Source organism: Roseovarius sp. ZX-A-9, assembly GCF_028369135.1.
Classification (GTDB): Bacteria; Pseudomonadota; Alphaproteobacteria; order Rhodobacterales; family Rhodobacteraceae; genus Roseovarius.
Genome location: NZ_JAPWHW010000009.1, coordinates 1 through 21,347, shown reverse-complemented (window position 1 = coordinate 21,347; position 21,347 = coordinate 1). Strand labels below are relative to the sequence as shown.

Sequence of the window (21,347 nt, the reverse complement as noted above, 5' to 3'; positions counted from 1 at the left end):
CAAGGTATCGCCATGTTCCGCACCGCCGCCATTCTCTCTCTCGTTCTTGTCCTGCCCGCAGGCGCGAGCGCCGCCGATGACAAGACCGCCAACTGCGCCGCCACCGCGGGCATCGTCGCGGATGCGGTGAACGCGCGCACGGGCGGCAACACGCAGGAAGGCGCCATCGCATTCCTGACCTCTGACGAGGGCGGGATCGACGACAAATACGACCCGGCCGTGCCGATGCTGGTCGAATGGGTCTATACACTGCCCGAGGATCAATTGACCGTGGAGGCTTCCACCGCGTTCGAGGAAGCCTGCCTCGAACATAACTGAAGCGTTTTGCGACAAACCGGCCGCGCGGCTTCTCGCGAAGCGCGCGCGCCATGGAAAATCCCTACCCGCCGGTTACGGTAATCGCGTCCCCCGGCACTTCTGGTGACTGCCGCGCCTTGGATAAGGTTCCGACTCAGCCCATATTGGTTTCATGTCCTTACCTCCCGGCTTCCTTGATGAATTACGCACGCGCATCTCGCTGACCCATGTGGTCGGGCGCAAGGTGATGTGGGACAATCGCAAGTCCAATCCGGGCAAGGGCGACATGTGGGCCCCCTGCCCGTTTCACCACGAAAAAACCGCCAGTTTTCACGTCGATGACCAAAAGGGATTCTATTACTGCTTTGGCTGCCACGCCAAGGGCGACGCGATCGGGTTCGTCCGCGAGACCGAGAACGTGGAGTTCATGGAGGCGGTGCGCATCCTCGCCACCGAGGCAGGCATGCCGATGCCCGAACGCGACCCGCAGGCACAGGCCAAGGCCGACAAGCGCACGCAACTGACCGAGGTGATGGAACAGGCGGTACAGCATTTCCGCCTGTCCCTGAAAACCGGCGCCGGTGCTGCCGCGCGCGATTATCTGGAGCGGCGCGGTCTGGACGCGGCCACGCAGGACCAGTTCGAGATCGGGTTCGCCCCCGATGGCTGGCAACATCTCTGGGATCACCTGACCGGCAAGGGGGTTGCCCCCGATCTGATCATCGACTGCGGTCTGGCCCGCCCCAGCACCAAGGGCGGCAAGCCCTACGACGTGTTCCGAAACCGCATCATGTTCCCGATCCGCGACGCGCGTGGGCGCTGCATCGCCTTTGGCGGGCGCGCGATGGACCCGAACGACAACGCCAAATACCTCAACTCGCCCGAGACCGAGCTGTTTGACAAATCCCGCACGCTCTACAATTACGCGCCCGCCCGCGAGGCGACAGGCAAAGGCGCGCCGCTGATCGTGGCCGAGGGATACATGGACGTGATCGCCCTGACGCAGGCAGGCTTTGGCGCGGCAGTGGCCCCTCTGGGCACGGCGATTACCGAACCACAGCTGCAACTTCTGTGGCGCGTCGCGGACGAGCCGATCATGGCGCTGGATGGCGACCGGGCCGGGCTGGCCGCCGCGCACCGGGTGATCGACCTTGCCTTGCCGCTGCTGGAGGCCGGCAAATCACTGCGCTTTGCATTGATGCCCGAAGGCAAGGACCCCGACGACATCCTGCGCGCCGAAGGCAAGGGCGCGGTGCAAAAGCTGCTGGAAAGCGCGCTGCCGATGGTTCAGCTCTTGTGGCAGCGCGAGACGGAAGGGCGTGTGTTTGACAGCCCCGAGCGCAAAGCGGCGCTCGACAAGGTGCTGCGCGAGAAGATCGCCCTGATCCGCGATCGCTCGCTCCAGGGCCATTACGGTCAGGCAATCAAGGAGCTGCGCTGGCAGCTTTTTTCACCGCGCCGCGCCCCCTCCGGTGGCGGCAAAAGCGGCAAGGGCGGCAAGGGAAGCTGGGGCAAACCCGATATGGCCGCACGGCCAAGCACGAAACAGTCGCTGCTGGCGACATCCAGGGACGGCGTTCAGGACCACAAGCGAGAGGCGGTCATCCTTGCCGCGCTGATCGCCACGCCCGATATCTGCCACGATTTCGAAACCCCGCTGCAAGAGATGGAATGCCACGACCAACTGCATGCGAAATTGCGTGATCTCCTGTTGCGTCACGCGGCGGATGGCAAAAGCGCGGTAGATGCCGAAATCAATCGTGCAGTGGGCACCGATGCCCTTGAAAATCTTATGAAGTTACCCCATGTCGCGATCAGTACACCGGTCCGTCATCCCGGGGACGTGGCGCTTGCGCGCATGACCGTTGCCGAGGAACTGGCCAAGATTGCCGCCAGACGAGGATTACAAGCCGAGATCATGGATGCAGCCGAAGATCTGATGGGCCTCGCCGACGAAGCCGTAACGTGGCGTTTGGGACAAGCGGCGGAAGCGCGCAATCGCGCCGTGCGCAGCCAGCAGGAGGACCAGGCCGAATACGACCTTGCGGAGAACGGCGCGCGAATCAATCGCGGGGAACGCGAGGAGTTTGACGCGCTGCTCGACAAGATAAGCTTCTCCAAAACGCGCCGTTGAGGCCACTTGGGGAAGAATAGTTAAGAAAATCAGGGTAAACGGGTTGCGAATCAGCCAGCGAAGCGGATGATTCGTTTTCAGCGAATCACCCGTGCCCCACCTCTCAGGAGAATTTCATGGCCGCCAAGGACACCGACGACCAGAAGCCAGACGACCAGGACGCGGAAATGTCTCTTGATATGAGCCAGACCGCGATCAAGAAAATGATCGCGGAGGCACGCGAAAAAGGCTTCATCACCTATGATCAACTGAACAAGGCGCTGCCGCCGGATCAGGTGAACTCCGAACAGATCGAAGATGTGATGTCGATGCTGTCCGAGATGGGCATCAACATCATCGAGGCCGACGAGATCGAGGAAGAAGAGCAGAGATCGACTGCACTTGCCGAAACCGGCAAGCGCGGCGAGATCATCCTCGGCTCCGGCAAGGAAGAGAAACTCGACCGCACCGATGACCCGGTGCGCATGTATCTGCGCGAGATGGGCAGCGTCGAGTTGCTCAGCCGCGAAGGCGAGATTGCCATCGCCAAACGGATCGAGGCCGGCCGCAACACGATGATCGCGGGCCTGTGCGAAAGCCCGCTGACCTTTCAGGCGATCACCATCTGGCGCGACGAATTGCTGGGCGAGGATATCCTGCTGCGCGACGTGATCGACCTGGAAACGACCTTCGGCAACCAGATGGGCGACGATGGCGAACCCGTGGTCGAGGCAGCCAACGTCTCCACTCCGCCGTCTTCGACCAAGTCAGAAGGCAACACCCAGGAGCTGGACGCAGACGGCAATCCCATCGCCGACGACGATGACGACGATGAGGACGAACAGGCCAACATGAGCCTTGCCGCGATGGAAGCGGCGCTCAAGCCCACCGTGCTGGAAACGCTGGACCGGATTGCCGACGACTACATCAAGCTGAGCGAAATGCAGGACAGCCGCATTTCCGCAACGCTCAATGAAGACGGCTCCTTCTCGTCCAAGCAGGAGGACACTTACCAGGTCCTGCGCTCCGAGATCGTCGAGCTGGTGAATTCGCTTCACCTGCACAACAACCGGATCGAAGCGCTGATCGACCAGCTTTATGGCATCAACCACCGGATCATGATGATCGACAGCGCGATGGTGAAGCTGGCCGACCAGGCACGTATCAACCGCCGCGAATTCATCGAAGAATATCGCGGCCGCGAGCTTGACCCGACATGGCTGGACGATATGGCGGCCAAACCCGGGCGCGGCTGGCAGATGTTCATGGAACGCTCGCCCGAAAAGGTGGCAGAGCTGCGCGCCGACATGGCTCAGGTCGGGCAGTATGTCGGTCTCGACATTTCCGAATTCCGCCGCATCGTGAACCAGGTGCAAAAGGGCGAAAGCGAAGCGCGCCAGGCGAAAAAGGAAATGGTCGAAGCCAACCTGCGCCTCGTGATCTCGATCGCCAAGAAATACACCAACCGCGGCCTGCAATTCCTCGACCTAATCCAGGAAGGCAACATCGGCCTGATGAAGGCCGTGGACAAGTTCGAGTATCGTCGCGGCTATAAGTTCAGCACCTATGCGACTTGGTGGATCCGTCAGGCGATCACTCGCTCCATTGCCGATCAGGCGCGTACGATCCGTATCCCGGTCCACATGATCGAGACGATCAACAAGCTGGTCCGCACGGGCCGCCAGATGCTGCACGAGATCGGTCGCGAACCGACGCCCGAGGAACTGGCCGAGAAGCTCCAGATGCCTTTGGAGAAGGTCCGCAAGGTGATGAAAATCGCCAAGGAGCCGATTTCGCTGGAAACGCCCATCGGCGACGAGGAAGACAGCCAGCTTGGCGATTTCATCGAGGACAAGAACGCCGTCCTGCCGCTGGATTCCGCCATTCAGGACAACCTGAAGGAAACCACAACGCGCGTGCTGTCGTCCCTCACCCCGCGCGAAGAACGCGTGCTGCGCATGCGCTTCGGCATCGGGATGAACACCGACCACACGCTCGAAGAAGTCGGCCAGCAGTTCAGCGTAACCCGCGAACGTATCCGCCAGATCGAGGCCAAGGCGCTGCGCAAGCTCAAGCACCCCAGCCGCTCACGCAAGCTACGCAGTTTCCTGGATCAGTAACGCGCGCGCCGCGAGGCGCTACGACAATTGCAGAGGATCGGGCCGGAATGTATTTCCGGCCCGTTTTTTTTGTGCACCGTAGCGATTTCGCACTGAGGTCAGGGAAAATTGCGAGCCCCACAGGACAGTTATGCAAACCGGCACGAAACCTTTTGCCCTTCGCCCGCGTTGAACAGGTAACGCAAAACGGAGAACACAATGTCACGCCTCGCGCTCATCGCTGCCCTCTGCGCGCCGATTGCCGGTCTTGCACTGACCGTTGATGACGCCGCATCCAACACTTTCGAAATCCGCGTCCCCGCCACGGAACTCGCCGAATGCCGCGCCACGCTGGCCGAACTGGACGAACGGCCGGTCGTGACCGACGATGGAACATGGTTGCCCGGCTTTCTGGTCAATGGTGACCTGCCCGAAACGGTATGCGTCATCGACGCTTGAACACCGCGCTTTCGTGCTGCACCTTCCAGCGATGCAGACAACATTCACCATTCCGACCAGAGGCCCCGGCCTCTACGAGTGTACCGCAGATGTCGCCAGCTGGCTGCGCGGCGATGGGTTGCTGACCCTGTTCGTGCAGCACACGTCCTGTTCGCTGCTCATTCAGGAAAACGCAGATCCCGAGGTGCAGACCGATCTGCAGGCCTATTTCGCCCGGTTGGTGCCACCGACCACTGACCCCTCAATGGCGTATCTCACCCATACCTACGAAGGACCGGACGACATGCCCGCGCATATCAAGGCGGCCATGCTGCCGGTCAGCCTGAGCATCCCTGTCGCAGACGGGCGCATGCGGCTGGGCACATGGCAGGGAATCTACCTGTTTGAACACAGAAACGCGCCGCATCGCAGAAGCGTCGCGGCGCATTTCATGGCAGATCGAACACCGGGTTAACCGGTGGGCATCACAAAGATTTCCTGCACATTCGCGTGGCGTGGCTGCTCCAGCGCGTAAAGCACCGCACGCGCCACATCGTCAGGCTTCAGCTTGTCTGGTTTGGGTTGCTCAAAAAACGGCGTATCGACCATGCCCGGCGCGATCACCGTGGCCCGCCCGCCCCATGCGCGCATTTCCTCGGCAACATTTCCGGCCAGCCCATGCACGAACCATTTCGACGCGCCATAGACAGAGCCCGGAATATGCCTGCGCCCCGCCGCCGATCCGGTCACGACAAAATGCCCCTTTGACACCTTGAGCGCGCCGTAGGCGGCCTTGAGCGTCAACAACGGGCCAAGGATATTGACCCCGATCATGCCGCGCCATTCCTCGGGGTCGCCATGTTCGATACCCGGCGTGTCCAGCCCGGTGCCCGCATTCGCAAAAACCGCGTTCACGCCCCCGAAATGCGCGACCGTCTTGCCGATTGCCCCGTGCAAACTATCAAGATCTGTCACGTCGCCGCCCAGCGCCAGCGCGCTGTCCTTGCCAATTTCCTCGGACAAATCGCGCAGCTTGTCGTGGTTGCGGGCAAAAAGCGCGACGCGCCAGCCTGCACTGGCCGCCTGCCGGGCAGTGGCCGCGCCGATCCCGGACGACGCACCGGTGATGAACAAAACTTTGTCGGTCATGATGGCTCCTTTTGCATATGGCAAGGTAACACGCGCGGGCGCGAAAAGGTCCACGGCATGTATCTTGGGGGTCGAAATTCCATCTACCCAAAACCTTGCGGCTCCCCTATAGTGGCTGTGGATAAGTTGGGCGACAGACCCATCATGCTAGAGGCAGAGAAAAGAAGGGGACACGGCCTATGCGCTGCCCGTTTTGCGGAAACATTGAAACACAGGTAAAAGATTCCCGCCCCGCGGAAGAGCATGTCTCGATCCGGCGCAGGAGGTTCTGCCCCGGATGCGGCGGACGGTTCACCACGTATGAGCGGGTTCAGCTGCGTGATCTGGTCGTGGTCAAGACCAATGGCCGCCGCGAGGATTTCGACCGCGACAAGCTGGAACGCTCGATCCGCATCGCCCTGCAGAAACGCCCTGTAGAGCCCGAGCGCGTGGAACAGATGATTTCCGGCATCGTCCGGCGTCTGGAGAGCATGGGCGAAACCGACATCCAGTCCAAGACCGTGGGCGAGATCGTGATGGAAAGCCTGGCGCGGATCGACACCGTGGCCTATGTGCGCTTTGCCAGCGTCTACAAGAATTTCCAGGCGGCGGATGATTTCGACAAGTTCGTGAGCGAATTGCGCCCTGACACGGCGGCTGGCGAAGACAAGAAAGACGCGTGAGCCAGACCGACAATCGCTATATGCGCATGGCCCTGATGCTGGGCCGCAGGGGACAGGGCAATACTTGGCCCAACCCTGCTGTGGGCTGCGTTCTGGTGCGCGAGGGCCGCATTGTCGGGCGCGGCTGGACCGCTCCGGGCGGGCGACCCCATGCCGAGGCGCAAGCCTTGGCGCAGGCAGGCGACGCCGCGCGTGGCAGCACCGCCTACGTGACGCTGGAGCCTTGCGCGCATCATGGCCACACCCCACCCTGTGCCGAGGCGTTGATCGCCGCAGGCGTGGCGCGGGTGGTTGCCCCCTTTGCCGACAGCGACCCGCGCGTATCGGGACGCGGCTTCAACATGCTGCGCGCGGCGGGTATCTCAGTGACCACCGATGTCCTGGCCGACGAGGCGGGGCGCGATCTGGCCGGCTTCCTCTGCCGCACCGAACTGGGCCGCCCCGAGGTGACCCTGAAACTCGCCACCTCCTTTGACGGGCGTATTGCCACCGCCAGCGGTCATAGCCAGTGGATCACCGGTGCGGACGCGCGGCGCGCCGTGCACGGGCTGCGCGCGCGCCATGATGCGGTCATGGTCGGTGCGGGCACGGCACGGGCCGACGATCCCGGCCTCACGGTGCGGGACATGGGCGTGGCGCATCAACCGGTGCGCGTCGTCGTCTCGCGGCGGCTCGATATCCCGTTGATGTCGCAACTGGCGCGTACCGCCCAAGAGGTGCCGGTCTGGCTCTGCCACGGGCCGGACGCCGACCGCGCGCTGATCGAAGCATGGACAGGCCTTGGCGCCCGCTTGCTGCCTTGTGGGCTGACAGGGCGGCAACTGGATATCACATCGGTGCTGCGCGCACTTGGCGAGGCCGGATTGACCCGGGTGTTCTGCGAAGGTGGCGGCGCGCTGGCGGCATCGCTGCTCAGCGCGGGCCTCGTGGACCGGCTGATCGGCTTTACCGCCGGGCTGGCCATCGGCGCCGAAGGTCTGCCCGGCATCGGCGCGCTGGGGATCGCGCGACTGGATGAGGCGCCGCGTTTCACGCTGGACGAGGTGCGGCCGGTGGGCGCCGATATCATGCATATTTGGCGCAGCATCTGACGCGCTCGCCCCGCTTTCACCATCCCCCCCCGCCTGCAGCGATCTGCGCTTTCCCTGTTTCAGGAAAAGCGCAAGAAACTTTACCGCCGCAGCACGACTTCCGCGCCCCGCTCTTCCGGCTCGTCGTCGATCAGCTCGGTCGGGAAACCGGGCGCGCGAATGTCCAGCCCGGTCGCCTCTTCCAACCGCTGAATGATCTGGTCGGATTGCGCGCGTTCTCCATAGCGCTTTTGGCCGTCAGACATGATGTCGATGACCAGAGGCGAGATTTCCAACGGCACGTCGTGCGCATCGGCCAGCTTCTGAAACAGGCCGATATCCTTCTGCACTAGATCCATGGTAAAATTCACGTCCCGCGAGCCTGACAATATCAACTGGCTCTCGGTCTCGTGCACGAACGAGGTGCCCGAAGATATCTTGATCGCCTCATAGGTTGTCGCCAGGTCCAGCCCCGCCGCCTTCATCACCGTCAGCGCCTCGCACAGGGTCAGCAGATTGGCGGTGGCCAGGTAGTTGGTCATCACCTTCAGCACGCTGGCACTGCCCAGATCGCCGGTATGCAGCACCCGGCGCCCCATGATGGTCAGAAGCGGCAGGATACGCTCGAACGTGGCCCGGTCGCAGCCTGCGTAGATGCTGATATTGCCCGTGTCTGCCCGGTGGCATCCGCCGGAAACCGGGCAATCCACGGCCGCGCCGCCGCGCGCGATGACCTCGCCGCCAAGGCGTTTCACCTCGTCTGCGTCGGTGGTCGACATCTCCATCCAGATCTTGCCCGGGCCGACCTCTGGCAGCATCTCCTGCATCACGGCAGCGCTGGCGGCAGGACTTGGCAGGCAGGTGATCACCGCGTCGCAGGCCGCCATCATCGCAGCCGGGCTGCCGCCTGCAACGGCGCCGCGCTCCACGAAGCCGGCAACCAGTGCCGCGTCAAGGTCATGCACGACCAGATCCGCACCATTGCGCAACAGGCTGCCCGACAGCTTGCCGCCGACATTACCCAGTCCGATAAATCCGATTTTCATGTTGGTTTGCCCCGCCTCTTTGGGTTTCAATTCGGCCAAATTGACGTGCGGATTGCGGCATGTCGCCTATATTTGCGACCTCCTGCGCAATCGCGCGAATTAGCGAGGATGCCCACCAGGGCCGAGAAGCCGCGCGCTCAGGCCGCCACCGCCTTGCGCACCATCTCCCAATAAAGCGCCTCGACATCGTCCAGGCTCAGCCGCCCGTCCTGCCGGAACCAGGTGTTTACCCCGGTCAGCATGGCGATCACGGCCATCGACGTTACCTTCGGCTCTGTCGCGACAAAATCGCCTGTCGCGATTCCCTGCCGGATGATCGTTTCAAGCTGCTCTTCGTAGTCGCGGCGCAGACCTTCGATCACCGCAAAGTTTTCCGGCTCCAGGTTGCGCAATTCCATGTAGGAGACAAAGACCTCATCGGGCCGCCCCGAATGGAATCGGATATGAAACCGGGTAAAGGCCTCCAGGGCATCAAGCGGTGTCTCACCTTGGGGTACGTCATTCCAGGCCGCCAGCAGATCACGCATATGCCCCTGCATCAGATCGACAAGGAGACTTTGCTTGTCCGGGGTATAGTTATAGAGTGCCCCGGCCTGCACGCCCACTTCGGCGGCAATCTTGCGCATCGACACCGCCGCATAGCCGTGCCGCGCAAAGAGCCGCAGGGCGGCTGCACGGATGCGTGGGCGGGTCGTGCCGGAGTGGGAACCTATGGTACGGGCCATGCGCGACTTTTAACTGAACATTTGTTCATTTAAAAGCCCCCGCTTGCCCAGACCTGCAAAAGAATGGCAAGACTGTTCCACGCCGCCCTGAACCGCCGCCTTGATCCGGGACCTACCCTATGCGCCTTGCGCCCGTCACCCTGTCCATCACGATGATCCTCGTGGCCGCTCTGTCTGCCTGCAGCCAGTTCCCCGAGCTTGACGCCGTCGTCAGCGACGACATCCGCGATGCGCCCTACCCCGATCTGGTGCCGCTCGATACGCTGGATATCCGCACCGGCCCGGGACGCATCACGCCGGGCACCGCGCAAACCGTGGAAGCGCGGGTGGCGCGACTCAAGGCGCGCGCAGCCCGCCTGCGCCGCACCGTGATAGACGGAGACACCCGCGCCCGAATGCGGGACGGCATCGCCTCCTGAGCGCGGCGGCAAAACCCGCGTTGCATGGCCGCCGCGATCCATGTACATCGCGCCAGACACCCTTTTTTAGCGGAGATACGCCCATGACTGATCCTTTACGCCTCGGGATTGCCGGCTTGGGCACGGTCGGCACCGGCACCGTACGGATCATCCGGCAAAAGGCCAATCTGTTGGCGGCGCGCGCAGGCCGCCCGATCGAGATCACCGCCGTCAGTGCGCGCTCGCGCGACAAGGATCGCGGCGTCAACCTGTCGGGATACGCATGGGAAGATGACCCGGTCGCGCTGGCACAGCGTGACGATGTGGACGTATTCGTCGAACTGATGGGCGGCTCCGACGGCCCGGCCAAGGCTGCCACCGAAGCCGCCATCGCGGCCGGCAAGGACGTGGTCACCGCCAACAAGGCGCTGCTGGCCCATCACGGCCACGCCCTGGCACTGGCCGCCGAGGCGGCGGGCCGCGTCATCCGTTTCGAGGCCGCCGTGGCGGGCGGCATCCCGGTGATCAAGGCGCTGACCGAGGGGCTGGCGGGCAACGACATCACCCGCGTCATGGGCGTGATGAACGGCACCTGCAACTATATCCTCACGCGGATGCAATCGGCGGGCCTCCCCTATGCCGAAGTTTTTGAAGAGGCCAACCAGCTGGGCTATCTGGAGGCCGATCCGACCCTCGATGTGGGCGGGATCGACGCCGGGCACAAGCTGTCGCTGCTGGCCGCCATCGCCTTTGGCACGCAGGTCGATTTCGACGCGGTAGAGCTGGAGGGGATCGAAAAGATCACCATCGAGGACATTCACCATGCCGCCGACATGGGCTACCGGATCAAGCTGCTGGGCGTCTGCCAGATGACCGGGCGCGGGCTGGAACAGCGCATGTCGCCCTGCCTCGTGCCGGACAACAGCCCGCTGGGACAGCTCGAAGGCGGCACCAACATGTGCGTGCTGGAAGGCGACAATGTAGAACAGATCGTGCTGCGCGGTCCGGGCGCCGGCATGGGCCCCACCGCCAGCGCCGTAATGGGCGACGTGATGGATATCGCACGCGGCTTCCGCATGCCGGTGTTCGGCCAACCTGCCACCGGGCTGGAACGCGCCAAGCCTGCCCGCGCCGTCACACCTGCGCCCTACTATCTGCGCCTCGCGCTGGAGGATAAGCCCGGCGCGATGGCCAAGGTCGCCGCAGTGCTGGGCGAGGCCGGCGTGTCGATCGACCGCATGCGTCAATACCAGCACAACGAAAGCGCCGCACCCGTGCTGATGGTCACCCACAAGACCACCCGCGCGGCACTCGACATTGCCCTTGCAGCCATGTCGCGGCTCGACGTCATGACCGCCGAACCCGTCGCCCTGCGCATCGAGAGCGTCTGAAACTGCCACAGTCCCGCCCCTTGTGCGGCCCAAAATGTGCCGATAAAGCTGATTATGCCTGCGGGCACCTGCCCCGAACCTCCCAGAAGGAAGACCCCAGATGACCGCCGAACCTGATTTCAACGACCGTATGCTCTCGCTGGGGCTGGCCCGCGTTTCCGAGGCCGCCGCCCTGGCCTGCGCCGATCTGATCGGACGCGGCGACGAAAAGGCCGCCGACCAGGCCGCCGTCAACGCGATGCGCGAGCAGCTCAACCAGCTGGCCATCAAGGGTGTCGTGGTGATCGGCGAAGGCGAACGCGACGAAGCACCGATGCTGTTCATCGGCGAAGAGGTGGGCAACGGCGACGGCCCCGGCGTCGATATTGCGCTGGACCCGCTGGAAGGCACGACGCTGACCGCCAAGGCGATGCCCAACGCGCTGACCGTGATCGCCATGGCGCCGCGCGGCAGCCTGCTGCACGCACCGGACGTCTACATGGACAAGCTGGCCATCGGCCCCGGCTATCCCAAGGACGTGGTGTCGCTGGACATGTCCCCGCGTGAACGGGTCGAGGCGCTGGCCGCCGCCCGTGGCTGCGCCCCGTCGGAAATCACCGTCTGCGTGCTGGAGCGCCCCCGCCACGAGGCGATGATCGCCGAGCTGCGCGGCACCGGTGCTGCGGTCTATCTGATCCCCGACGGCGACGTGGCCGGCGTGATCCACTGCGCCGAAGCGCGCCTGACCGGTATCGACATGTACATGGGCTCCGGCGGCGCGCCCGAAGGCGTTCTGGCAGCCTCCGCGCTGAAATGCATGGGCGGTCAGATCTGGGGACGGCTGCTGTTTCGCAATGACGACGAACGCGGCCGCGCCACCAAGGCAGGCATCACCGATTTCGACCGCGTCTACAACCGCGATGAAATGGTCACCCGCGATGTGATCTTTGCCGCGACCGGCGTGACCGATGGCTCGCTCGTTGCAGGCATCAAGCGCCGCCCCGGCTATGTCGAGACCGAAACTGTGCTGATGCGGTCCAAGACCGGTTCAGTGCGCCGCATGCTTTATCGCAACCCGGTGAAGTAGGCAGCGACCTTGGTTGGTCCCGCTTGCTCCGGTCTTGCGTCTGGAATGAGACCATCGGTCGGCTGATTGCGCCGATCAACCGAAACCGTTCCAAGGTGATGCGCTCGGGCAGCTTCTGGCCGGGCGGGTCGCCGAAACAGAGGTGGCGTGGTTTCCCCATCCTGGAAAACCGGGCAGCCTTTGCCGCCTATTGATTGACCGGTCCGGTCGGCGCCAGTTCTCCGCCTTCGACCGGTCTGACCCCCAATCGAAGTTCAAATGGTGACGCAAAGCCAAAGGTCAACATGCCCGGCCAGACCGTATCCATGAATTCCGAACCCAACGTCTCGCCAAAGACCTCCTTGGCGGCCACCTGCACCCGAGCCTGGCCAGTCACCATTTGACGCCGCACTCCGCCGCGCGCACGGTACATGGTCAACAGATCGCGCAAAGCGTCACTGCCCACCGCCCCGGTACGCATGTCCACGGCAAAAACCGCCTCAACAATCCCCGTTTCGGTCTGAAATTCCGACTGCACTGCGAACTGTTCTGCCCGCAGAGCAGTCTCCATCGCCCGCATTGCCACATCCGGCACCGCATTGCGCCGCAGGAAATGCGACCAATTGGCCAGAAACCACAGCCGTTCGGTATAAAGCGCCGGGATCTCCAACCGTTGACGAGGTAGCGCACGATAGAGCCGTGTGCTTGGGGCCACGTTGTCATCCAGCAGCCCCAGCCGGGCGCGATCCACTTGCGAACGCAACCGCTCGTTCAGGCTGAGCGGGGCCAGCGTATCGGGTGCATCAGTTGCTAACGGCTGATCCACATTCGCGATCTGCGGTCCACTGCTCCCCTGACCGGCTGCAACCGGTTGCGTTCCCGTCGACATTGTCGCCGTCGTATCGGTCGTCGCTCCTGGTGTGACGATCTGCGGGGTGGGTGTTGTGCCTGCTTCAGCCTCGGCCGTGCAAGTATTCAGATCGGCGGTGCATTGATCAACTGCCTTGGTGCCCATTGCCATGCAGGCTTGATTGGACCCCATGCCAAAGGGGGTAGTGACCGACAGCGTGGTCGTGCGTGTGCCGCTGCCGCTCACGCTGAATATCGGAGATTTGAAGGTAATCGTATCGGTGGAACTGCTGCCGTTGCTTTGCGAGCGTGCGTCGATACCCCACTGGCAGCGATCCATGCCGCGCCGGATGGCCTGACGGCGACAATTGTCCGTGTAGGTTGATGTGATATCGAAGAAATCTTCTCGGGTACAGGCTATCGTCAACCAGGCAACACGATAGCGGAACCCGTCCAGCAGGTCGTCCAAAGACTGGTCATGGCAGGCTTCGCCATTTGCCAACTGGTTATGGTTGAACCGCGTACGATTGTCGCGGCATTGCTGGGTCAGATTGGTCGCATCGCGCAGACATTGCGTATTCATCTGCTGGCATTGCGCCAGCGTGGGTGCGTCCGGCGCATCATCACCGCCGCCACTCGGCGGGTCGCCCGGCCCTGATCCATCTCCGTCCGGACCCGGCGTGTCGGAACCGAAATCATAGCCGCAAAGAGGCTCGCCGTTTTCGTCCGGTGGGTCGAGCTGGTCAAACCCGTCCGAACACCCGCAATCGTTCAACTCCCCTTCTGGGGTATAGATCACCTCTTGGCCAACGCCGTCGCACCAGCCCTCGTCACCGATGATGATGATGATTTCATTGTCAGCGGCGTGCGCGATCCCGGCGATCCCGCACAGGGCCAAAACGCGGATTAACTGACGTAGAAATTGCAATAATTTTCGCATGTTGGCCATTTTCAATGTCCTCATTCTTTATTAAAAAGAATTCAATCATTACAAAATGACAGGCGATATACCCCGCAACAATTTGGCGGGCACTTTTGAAAACAAATTGCTCTGCTGCAAAAATGGACTTTCCCTACCTAAGCAGAAAACCGGCGAAAAAACAAGGAACGAGCTGACGGCGCATTCGAAAGCCAGACGCATATCGCAGGAAATGCGGCCGCATTCCGTGCCCGTTGTGGATTCGGAATCTGGGTCAGCACGATCATTTGATGCACGGTACGAGAAATACGACACACCGCGCTTGAAGTAGGTCTATCAGTGCAGGAAATCTGCAAGACTTCCCGAGCGGTAGGTGATACTCATCCGGCGGGAATATTTTTGGACAGAAGAAGGGAGATTGCCGTGCCAGCATTTCTGGATGTTGAGCACTCCCTGACCGGACGCCGCTGGACCGGCCCTACGCTCGAGATGGACAGGCAGGCAGAGGCGCTGGTGCAACAGACCGCCCTGCCCCGCCCGCTCTGTCAGGTGCTGGCCCGGCGAGGCGTGGCCCCTTCCGAAGCCGAGAGCTTCCTTGCACCGCAATTGCGCGACCTGCTGCCAGACCCCCGCAGCCTCAAGGACATGGAACGTGCCGCGGCGCGCCTGCTGGCGGCTGTGACGGCCGCAGAGCGGATCGCGATCTTTGCCGATTACGACGTGGATGGCGGCAGCTCTGCCGCGTTGCTGATCGACTGGCTTCGGCAGTTGGGGCGCCAGGCGACGCTCTACATCCCCGACCGCATCGACGAAGGCTATGGCCCCAATGACGAAGCGATGGCGGCCCTTGCCAAGACCCATGACCTGATCGTCTGCGTCGATTGCGGCACGCTCAGCCACGGCCCCGTCGCGGCGGCCATCGGCGCGGACGTGGTCATCCTCGATCACCACCTGGGCGCCGAGACCCTGCCCGATGCGCTGGCCGTGGTGAACCCCAACCGGCAGGACGAGAGCGGCGACCTGGCGCATCTCTGTGCGGCGGCGGTGGTGTTCCTGCTGCTGGTCGAGGCCGGGCGGCAATTGCGCAAGGCGGGCAAGACCGGGCCGGACCTGATCGCGATGCTCGACCTCGTGGCGCTGGCGACGGTGGCGGATGTCGCGCCACTGATCGGCGTCAATCGCGCCTTTGTCCGGCAGGGCCTGCGCATCATGGGCCGGCGCGCCCGGCCGGGGCTGGTGGCGCTGGCGGATGTGGCGCGGCTGGATACCGCACCGGCGGCCTACCACCTTGGCTATGTGCTTGGGCCACGGGTGAACGCAGGCGGTCGCATCGGCAAGGCCGATCTTGGCGCGCGCCTGCTATCGAGCCTCGATCCGGCTGAGGCGCGCGCGATGGCCGAACGGCTTGATCATCTGAACACCGAACGCCGCGAAATCGAAGCCTCGGTGCAGGCCGCCGCGCTTGATCAGGCCGAGGCGCGAGGCTTTGACGCGCCGCTTGTCTGGGCCGCGGGCGAAGGCTGGCACCCCGGTGTCGTCGGCATTGTCGCCAGCCGCCTCAAGGAGGCCGCCAACCGCCCCGCCATCGTGATCGGATTCGATGGCGACACCGGCAAGGGCTCTGGCCGGTCGATCAGCGGCGTCGATCTGGGTGCTGCGATTCAGCGACTGGCCGCTGAGGGGCTGCTGCTCAAGGGTGGCGGGCACAAGATGGCCGCCGGGCTGACAGTGGCCCGCGACAAGCTGGAGGCCGCGATGGACCGCCTGTCGGCGCTGCTGGCGCGGCAAGGGGCGGACCGGGCGGGCATTGCCGATCTCACGCTCGACGGGCTGCTGATGCCGGGGGCGGCAACGCCCGAACTGATCACGCAGGTCGATGCCGCCGGTCCCTTCGGAGCTGGCGCCCCTGCCCCGCGCCATGCCTTCGCCGCCATGCGAATCACCTTTGCCAAACGCGTGGGCGAGCGACACCTGAAGTTGCGTTTTGGCGGCGATACGGGGCCGCAACTGGACGCCATCTCTTTCGGCGCGTTCGATGGCCCGCTGGGTCCGGCGCTGGAGGCACATGGCGGGGCACGGTTCCACCTTGCCGGGCGGCTGGAGTTGAATCGCTGGCAAGGCCGCGAGAGCGTGCAACTGCGGCTGGAGGACGCCGCCCCCGCGGAATGAGCGCAAACACCCCCGCGCAGACCGGTCAGGCGATGATCGGAAAAATTGCCGGGGCTACCGCGCACTTTCCTCTTGCACATGAAACCGGATTTGCCTACGAAGCGCCACACGACAGCGCTGGCCCGTTCGTCTATCGGTTAGGACGCCAGGTTTTCAACCTGGAAAGAGGGGTTCGATTCCCCTACGGGCTGCCACTTATCTCGAATAAGTAATTGTCTTTCTTAAACAACAACTAGCTCCCTCCATTGCATCTCCCACCTTGACGTGGACTGCCCCGCGCACCACTGTTTCAGGGGCCATCCTGACGAGCCATGCTTGCCGTTCAAGGATTGCGATTGCCGCTTTTGCCATGGGGGTTTCGCGCAGCGCGTCTGCTCCCCCATTCGTTGCATCGTGTACGAGCAATTCCGAGTGCGGAGATTTTTCCAAAAGCCACTTTCGCAGGGTTTCGGCACGCTCGAATCCCACCGACACCGCGGCCACGCTGGCAAGGCGCGAAGCTTGGCGGCCATCCACCAAACGGAGCTTCACTGCCCTGCGCATCCCGAAATCCGCCATCGGTGCAGAGTGCAACCCTCACAGTATTCATTGGCCATATCTTTCGCACACTGGCGATCGAACCATGTTACGAGGTTTGACCGAGCTCCTTACAGTTGGCAGGCTGACGGCAACCCTGCGTGCGCTCTGACGAAGTCTCTTTTGAAATTCGAAAAGGTGGACGGAATGCTCTCGTTACATGCGATACCCGATGCGTTTAGTAAAAGCGAATGCGAGCTGATTATTGCGACCATTTCCGATGCGCCAACCGATGAAGCTCTGCTCGTTGGCCGCAATAAAAATCACAATCTTCGCAAGGCAGAGTTGGTCTGGACAGATAACTTGGCTGGCATGGAGTGGGTGATGGAACGCCTCATCGAACTTGTTCGGAGAGCAAACAGAGATCAGTTTGGATTCGATCTGCGCGAATTTGCCGAAAGCCCTCAGGTGGCAATCTACAAGGCGTCAGATAGCGGACATTTTGCGTGGCACTCCGATATTGGCGGAGGCCCGGTCTCTCGAAAGCGAAAGCTCACCCTCGTGCTGCAGTTAAGTGCTTCCGATAGCTACGAAGGCGGCAATCTGGAGATAATGCCTGGCGCTCAAATCCTCACCGCCAATCGCACCCAGGGGTGTGTTAGTATTTTTCCCAGCTTCACGCTTCACCAGGTATCGCCAGTCAAAAGTGGTACACGTTATTCGATGACTGTTTGGGCGCATGGCCCAGCATTCCGCTAACCTCAGCCCGAAGCGGATAGTTGCATCTCACCTATGAAATGTCCTCTACGGGCATGGGGTGATTTGTTTTCAATTACATGAAAAGGGCTGGTTGAAATTGGTTGGCAGTAGCGGCCAAGCGGCCAATACACCCTTATGAAACCACCGGAAACACGTTGGTCTTTTTCACGACCCCATAGACAAAGCTACTGTCGATCGACCCTATGCTGCCGATAGGGTGAAGCCGCTTGCGAACGAAATTTTCGTAATCCGTCAGGTCGGCGACAACGACGCGAAGCAGGTAATCCGATGTTCCTGTCATCACGAAACATTCGAGCACCTGATCTACGCGGCTGATTTCCTGCTCGAACTGCTGCACCACGGTCTCGGTGTGCCCTCTCAGGCTGACACGGACAAAGACAGTGACCGGCAGGCCATAAGCCTCGGCGTTTATGCTGGCGCTATAGCCCATGATCGCCCCGCTTTGCTCAAGCAGTTTGACCCGGCGCAAACAAGGGGATGGCGACAGATTCACCGCAGCGGCAAGGTCTTGATTCGTCATGCGGCCGTTGCGCTGGAGCTCGCGGATGATTTGACGGTCTTTCTGGTCCAATTGGCAAATCCTTGGCATAATATGCTAAAATAGTAACCATATCGGCCTTATCTTGCAATCCAAGAGCCTCATTTACATCATATCGTGCCCGTAAAGATGCAGGAGCTTGATATGCGCAATCGTCCCGATAGTTTTTCCACCATCGCCATCCATCATGGCTATGATCCGATGGACAACGAGGGCGCCTTGACGCCCCCGCTCCACCTGACCTCGACCTTTGCGTTCGAGACCGCCGAGGCGGGCGGTGAGATGTTTGCAGGTGAGCGCGCGGGGCATATCTATTCGCGAATTTCCAACCCGACGACCGCCCTTCTGGAGCAACGTATCGCAGCCCTTGAAGGCGCCGAGGCGGGGTTGGGTTTGGCCTCGGGCATGGGAGCAATCAGTGCTGCGATGTGGACGCTGCTTGCGCCCGGTGACGAGGTCATTCTCGACAAGACGCTTTATGGCTGCACATTTTCATTCATGCAGCACGGACTGGCCAAGTTCGGCATCACCATCACCCATGTTGATCTGACGAAGCCAGAAAACCTTGCAGCTGCGATCAGCCAAAAGACCAAGGTTGTCTACTTCGAGACTCCCGCCAACCCCAATATGCGACTGGTGGATATACAGGCGGTTGCCGATATCGCCCACGCCAGTGGCGCGTTGGTCATCGTCGACAACACCTATGCCACGCCTTACCTGACCCAACCGATCAAACACGGCGCAGATATCGTCGTACATTCTGCAACCAAATACCTGGGCGGGCATGGCGACGTGGTTGCGGGTCTGTTGGTCGGATCCGAGGAACTGGTCAGCGAGATCCGCCTTTGTGGAATGAAGGACATGACCGGGGCGGTCATGGCCCCCTTCAATGCCATGTTGATCCTGCGCGGGATCAAGACACTTGAGCTGCGCATGGACCGCCACTGTTCCAGCGCCATGCAGGTCGCCGAGATGCTGGCGCAGTCTGATGCGGTAGCTGAGGTTTACTACCCGGGCCTGCCAGATTTCGCGCAACACGATCTGGCGAAACGGCAGATGGCGCAGTTCGGAGGCATGATTGCGTTTGAACTCAAAGGCGGGATGCAGGCCGGGATCGAAACCATGAACCGGCTGAACCTGATCACGCGAGCCGTATCGCTCGGTGATGCCGAGACGTTGGTTCAGCACCCTGCGAGCATGACACATTCGACATACACGCCCGAAGAACGTGCCGCGCATGGTATCAGCGAAGGACTGGTGCGGTTGTCAATCGGCCTGGAGGGAGTCGATGACGTGCTTGATGACTTGGCACAAGCTTTACCCAAGACCCCAATCCGATCCGCCGCGTAACCAATACCTCAGGAAGCTGTCACGATCCGCTCATCTCACCGGATGCGCCCGCGATCGAAGAACTTGGTGACCCGCTCCCCATCGGGTCCGCTAATTCAGGTCAGCCCCATTCAGGTTCCCAGGCGCCCCTCCTCTCGGGCGTCCAAAGAAGAGACGCATGGCTCATCTTCTGCGGGCAATCCGGCTTCAGGCTCAGGTCTTGCCGGATTTTCTTCGACGCAGGCCGAACAACGCGCCCAGCCCGCCAAACATCAACAGGATGGAAGCAGGCAGGGGAACCGGCGCCACTGTGGGCACGGCCAGACCTGAGTAATCCAGCCGGAAGGTCTGGCCCGGATAGTCGATGTGGCGTCCGAAAATGGTGGCGCGCCCTGTATTCTCGTAATGCGTGGCGTTCGTCTTGATGCTGAGGAAGTGGGACTGACGTGCCCCTGCCGGTCCCTCATTCATAACGAGAGTCTGCAGGTAGGATTTGGGCATTCCGCCTCTCCTTCTGGCCCATTTTTGAAATAAATGGCCAGTTTGTGAAATTCATGCGCGGATCGCCCGAATAGCATGTTGGCAACGAGCACGTGGATTTTGGCGAGTTGTATCACGACATGACTTTACGCGGATTTAAGCTTGAAGAGCCGAAGCCTCGGGACCGATATGCGACAGAGCGCTTGGCCTCGGAGGTGCTTCGGTTGGCGTCCTGTTCTCTCGATCCGGACGTGCTGCATCAGGCAGAGCGCTGCATTCTCGACGTCATGGGATGCGCCATCGCGGGGCGCACCCATCCCGCGACGCAGGCTGTCAGCACAGTTGCCAAGCGTCATTTCCCCGGTGGCGCGCTTCACCCGTGGTTTCTGGACGAAACATACGGGCCCATTGGTGTGGCCTATGTCAATTCGATTGCCGCCACGATCCTTGATCTTGATGACGGCAACCGGCAAGCGATGGGCCATCCGGGCGGCGCGATTGTTCCAGCCGCGTTGGCGCTTGCACAAGAGCTTGGTAGCGACAAGGAAACCCTGCTACGCGCGATCATCGCGGGGTATGAAGTGGCCGTCTGTATCGGTGCCTCGGAACAGCGGCCCTCGTACCATTCCGGCAACTACACGTCCTTTGGTGTGACCGCCGCTGCGGCGCTCTTGAAGGGCCTCGACTCCGCGCGCATTCAGCATGCTCTGGCGATCTGCGCCTATCACGGCCCCCGCGTTTCCGACCTGACGCTCAGCACTGAAATGGGCAGCAACGTCAAGGAAAGCATGGCATGGTCTGTGGTCGCCGGGATGATCGCTGCTGATTTGGCAGAGGCTGGATTTACCGGCAGTCGGGATGCGCTCGACATCGAAGAGAGGATCGATGGGGCTTCCCTCACCGCCGCGCTTCGGTCCGAGCCCGCCATCATGCGGACGTACTTCAAGAAATATAGTTGCTGTCGCTGGATACACAGCGCGACCGAAGCCTTGATGCATCTAATGGCGGCCCACGATCTGGAGCCCGCCGGGATTGACGCCATTCGGGTCGAGACATTCCACCAGGCCAAAAGTTTGAACAATCAGACTGATCCGCAAACCCTGGAAAGCGCTCAATATAGCGTACCCTTCTGTATGGCGCTTGCAGCGGTGCGCGGCGAAATCAGCTTGATGCCATTGACGGCCTCTGCCCTTGGCGATGCGAGCGTGGTTGATCTGGCCCGCAGGATTACTGTCGTGGAGCTCAATGAGATGAATGTGTGAACCGGCATGCAAGATTGACCCCTGTATTGGGGTAATCGGCGTCCAAAAGTGACCCCCCTGATAATTCGTTTC

21 protein-coding genes and 1 tRNA gene are annotated in these 21,347 nt (G+C 61.8%); 15 read left to right on the top strand and 7 right to left on the bottom strand.

Annotated elements, in window-relative coordinates; genetic code table 11:
• The first annotated feature begins 12 nt into the window (after positions 1-12).
• The 5 genes from O3306_RS10385 (at position 13) to O3306_RS10365 (ending at position 5,422) form a co-directional block, all read left to right on the top strand.
• The gene (locus O3306_RS10385; RefSeq protein ID WP_272006657.1) at positions 13-318 is read left to right on the top strand and encodes a hypothetical protein; all 306 of its coding nucleotides are present in this window, start codon (positions 13-15) and stop codon (positions 316-318) included.
• 151 nt (positions 319-469) lie between these two features.
• Positions 470-2,431 (top strand): DNA primase, encoded by a 1,962-nt coding sequence (gene dnaG / locus O3306_RS10380; protein ID WP_272006655.1) that lies wholly within the window; start codon positions 470-472, stop codon positions 2,429-2,431.
• 116 nt (positions 2,432-2,547) lie between these two features.
• Positions 2,548-4,530 (top strand): RNA polymerase sigma factor RpoD, encoded by a 1,983-nt coding sequence (rpoD, locus tag O3306_RS10375; protein ID WP_272006652.1) that lies wholly within the window; start codon positions 2,548-2,550, stop codon positions 4,528-4,530.
• Positions 4,531-4,728: 198 nt separating this feature from the next.
• Positions 4,729-4,968 (top strand): hypothetical protein, encoded by a 240-nt coding sequence (locus tag O3306_RS10370; RefSeq protein WP_272006650.1) that lies wholly within the window; start codon positions 4,729-4,731, stop codon positions 4,966-4,968.
• Positions 4,969-4,999: 31 nt separating this feature from the next.
• Positions 5,000-5,422, top strand: a complete 423-nt coding sequence (locus O3306_RS10365; protein WP_272006648.1) for a secondary thiamine-phosphate synthase enzyme YjbQ — start codon at positions 5,000-5,002, stop codon at positions 5,420-5,422.
• Here O3306_RS10365 and O3306_RS10360 read toward each other — a convergent pair.
• Entirely contained in the window at positions 5,419-6,096 is a 678-nt protein-coding gene (locus O3306_RS10360) for an SDR family oxidoreductase (protein ID WP_272006646.1), read from the bottom strand. The genes O3306_RS10365 and O3306_RS10360 overlap by 4 nt on opposite strands.
• Before the next feature lie 179 nt (positions 6,097-6,275).
• Here O3306_RS10360 and nrdR point away from each other — a divergent pair, with 179 nt between their 5' ends.
• Both nrdR and ribD read left to right on the top strand, forming a co-directional pair.
• A complete protein-coding gene (gene nrdR / locus O3306_RS10355) occupies positions 6,276-6,758 on the top strand; it encodes a transcriptional regulator NrdR (RefSeq protein WP_272006644.1) in 483 nt (160 codons plus the stop codon).
• On the top strand, positions 6,755-7,849 hold the full coding sequence (ribD, locus tag O3306_RS10350; RefSeq protein WP_272006639.1) for a bifunctional diaminohydroxyphosphoribosylaminopyrimidine deaminase/5-amino-6-(5-phosphoribosylamino)uracil reductase RibD: 1,095 nt from the start codon (positions 6,755-6,757) through the stop codon (positions 7,847-7,849). Before nrdR ends, ribD begins: the two co-directional genes overlap by 4 nt.
• Positions 7,850-7,929: 80 nt before the next feature.
• On the opposite strand, the gene O3306_RS10345 is transcribed toward ribD, so the two are convergent.
• Together O3306_RS10345 and O3306_RS10340 are read right to left on the bottom strand one after the other, a co-directional pair.
• Positions 7,930-8,874: an NAD(P)-dependent oxidoreductase gene (locus O3306_RS10345; RefSeq protein ID WP_272006638.1), complete on the bottom strand. Its 945-nt coding sequence runs from the start codon at positions 8,872-8,874 to the stop codon at positions 7,930-7,932.
• Positions 8,875-9,011: 137 nt separating this feature from the next.
• The gene (locus O3306_RS10340) at positions 9,012-9,599 is read right to left on the bottom strand and encodes a TetR/AcrR family transcriptional regulator (RefSeq protein ID WP_272006635.1); all 588 of its coding nucleotides are present in this window, start codon (positions 9,597-9,599) and stop codon (positions 9,012-9,014) included.
• A gap of 119 nt (positions 9,600-9,718) precedes the next feature.
• Between O3306_RS10340 and O3306_RS10335 the strand changes: the two genes are divergently transcribed.
• The 3 genes from O3306_RS10335 (at position 9,719) to glpX (ending at position 12,454) form a co-directional block, all read left to right on the top strand.
• Positions 9,719-10,018 carry a hypothetical protein gene (locus tag O3306_RS10335; RefSeq protein WP_272006633.1) on the top strand — a complete coding sequence of 100 codons (300 nt, stop codon included), beginning with the start codon at positions 9,719-9,721 and terminating at the stop codon, positions 10,016-10,018.
• A gap of 83 nt (positions 10,019-10,101) precedes the next feature.
• Entirely contained in the window at positions 10,102-11,388 is a 1,287-nt protein-coding gene (locus O3306_RS10330) for a homoserine dehydrogenase (protein ID WP_272006630.1), read from the top strand.
• A gap of 100 nt (positions 11,389-11,488) precedes the next feature.
• Positions 11,489-12,454, top strand: a complete 966-nt coding sequence (glpX, locus tag O3306_RS10325; protein WP_272006628.1) for a class II fructose-bisphosphatase — start codon at positions 11,489-11,491, stop codon at positions 12,452-12,454.
• A 187-nt stretch (positions 12,455-12,641) separates the two neighbouring features.
• Here the strand turns inward: glpX and O3306_RS10320 are convergent, their stop codons facing one another.
• A complete protein-coding gene (locus O3306_RS10320) occupies positions 12,642-14,222 on the bottom strand; it encodes a hypothetical protein (protein ID WP_272006626.1) in 1,581 nt (526 codons plus the stop codon).
• Positions 14,223-14,624: 402 nt separating this feature from the next.
• Between O3306_RS10320 and recJ the strand changes: the two genes are divergently transcribed.
• On the top strand, positions 14,625-16,370 hold the full coding sequence (recJ, locus tag O3306_RS10315) for a single-stranded-DNA-specific exonuclease RecJ (protein WP_272006623.1): 1,746 nt from the start codon (positions 14,625-14,627) through the stop codon (positions 16,368-16,370).
• A gap of 119 nt (positions 16,371-16,489) precedes the next feature.
• Positions 16,490-16,564 (top strand) — tRNA-Glu (locus O3306_RS10310).
• A 1-nt stretch (position 16,565) separates the two neighbouring features.
• Here the strand turns inward: O3306_RS10310 and O3306_RS10305 are convergent.
• Positions 16,566-16,928 (bottom strand): hypothetical protein, encoded by a 363-nt coding sequence (locus O3306_RS10305; RefSeq protein ID WP_272006620.1) that lies wholly within the window; start codon positions 16,926-16,928, stop codon positions 16,566-16,568.
• A 165-nt stretch (positions 16,929-17,093) separates the two neighbouring features.
• Between O3306_RS10305 and O3306_RS10300 the strand changes: the two genes are divergently transcribed.
• Positions 17,094-17,645: a 2OG-Fe(II) oxygenase gene (locus O3306_RS10300; protein ID WP_272007050.1), complete on the top strand. Its 552-nt coding sequence runs from the start codon at positions 17,094-17,096 to the stop codon at positions 17,643-17,645.
• A 133-nt stretch (positions 17,646-17,778) separates the two neighbouring features.
• Here the strand turns inward: O3306_RS10300 and O3306_RS10295 are convergent, their stop codons facing one another.
• Complete coding sequence (locus O3306_RS10295) at positions 17,779-18,237, bottom strand: Lrp/AsnC family transcriptional regulator (RefSeq protein ID WP_272006617.1); 459 nt, start codon at positions 18,235-18,237, stop codon at positions 17,779-17,781.
• A 111-nt stretch (positions 18,238-18,348) separates the two neighbouring features.
• Between O3306_RS10295 and O3306_RS10290 the strand changes: the two genes are divergently transcribed.
• The gene (locus O3306_RS10290; protein ID WP_272006614.1) at positions 18,349-19,554 is read left to right on the top strand and encodes a methionine gamma-lyase; all 1,206 of its coding nucleotides are present in this window, start codon (positions 18,349-18,351) and stop codon (positions 19,552-19,554) included.
• Positions 19,555-19,746: 192 nt separating this feature from the next.
• Here the strand turns inward: O3306_RS10290 and O3306_RS10285 are convergent, their stop codons facing one another.
• Positions 19,747-20,034 (bottom strand): VPLPA-CTERM sorting domain-containing protein, encoded by a 288-nt coding sequence (locus tag O3306_RS10285; RefSeq protein ID WP_272006612.1) that lies wholly within the window; start codon positions 20,032-20,034, stop codon positions 19,747-19,749.
• 119 nt (positions 20,035-20,153) lie between these two features.
• On the opposite strand from O3306_RS10285, the gene O3306_RS10280 reads away from it, so the two are divergent.
• Complete coding sequence (locus O3306_RS10280; RefSeq protein WP_272006609.1) at positions 20,154-21,275, top strand: MmgE/PrpD family protein; 1,122 nt, start codon at positions 20,154-20,156, stop codon at positions 21,273-21,275.
• Positions 21,276-21,347: the final 72 nt, after the last annotated feature.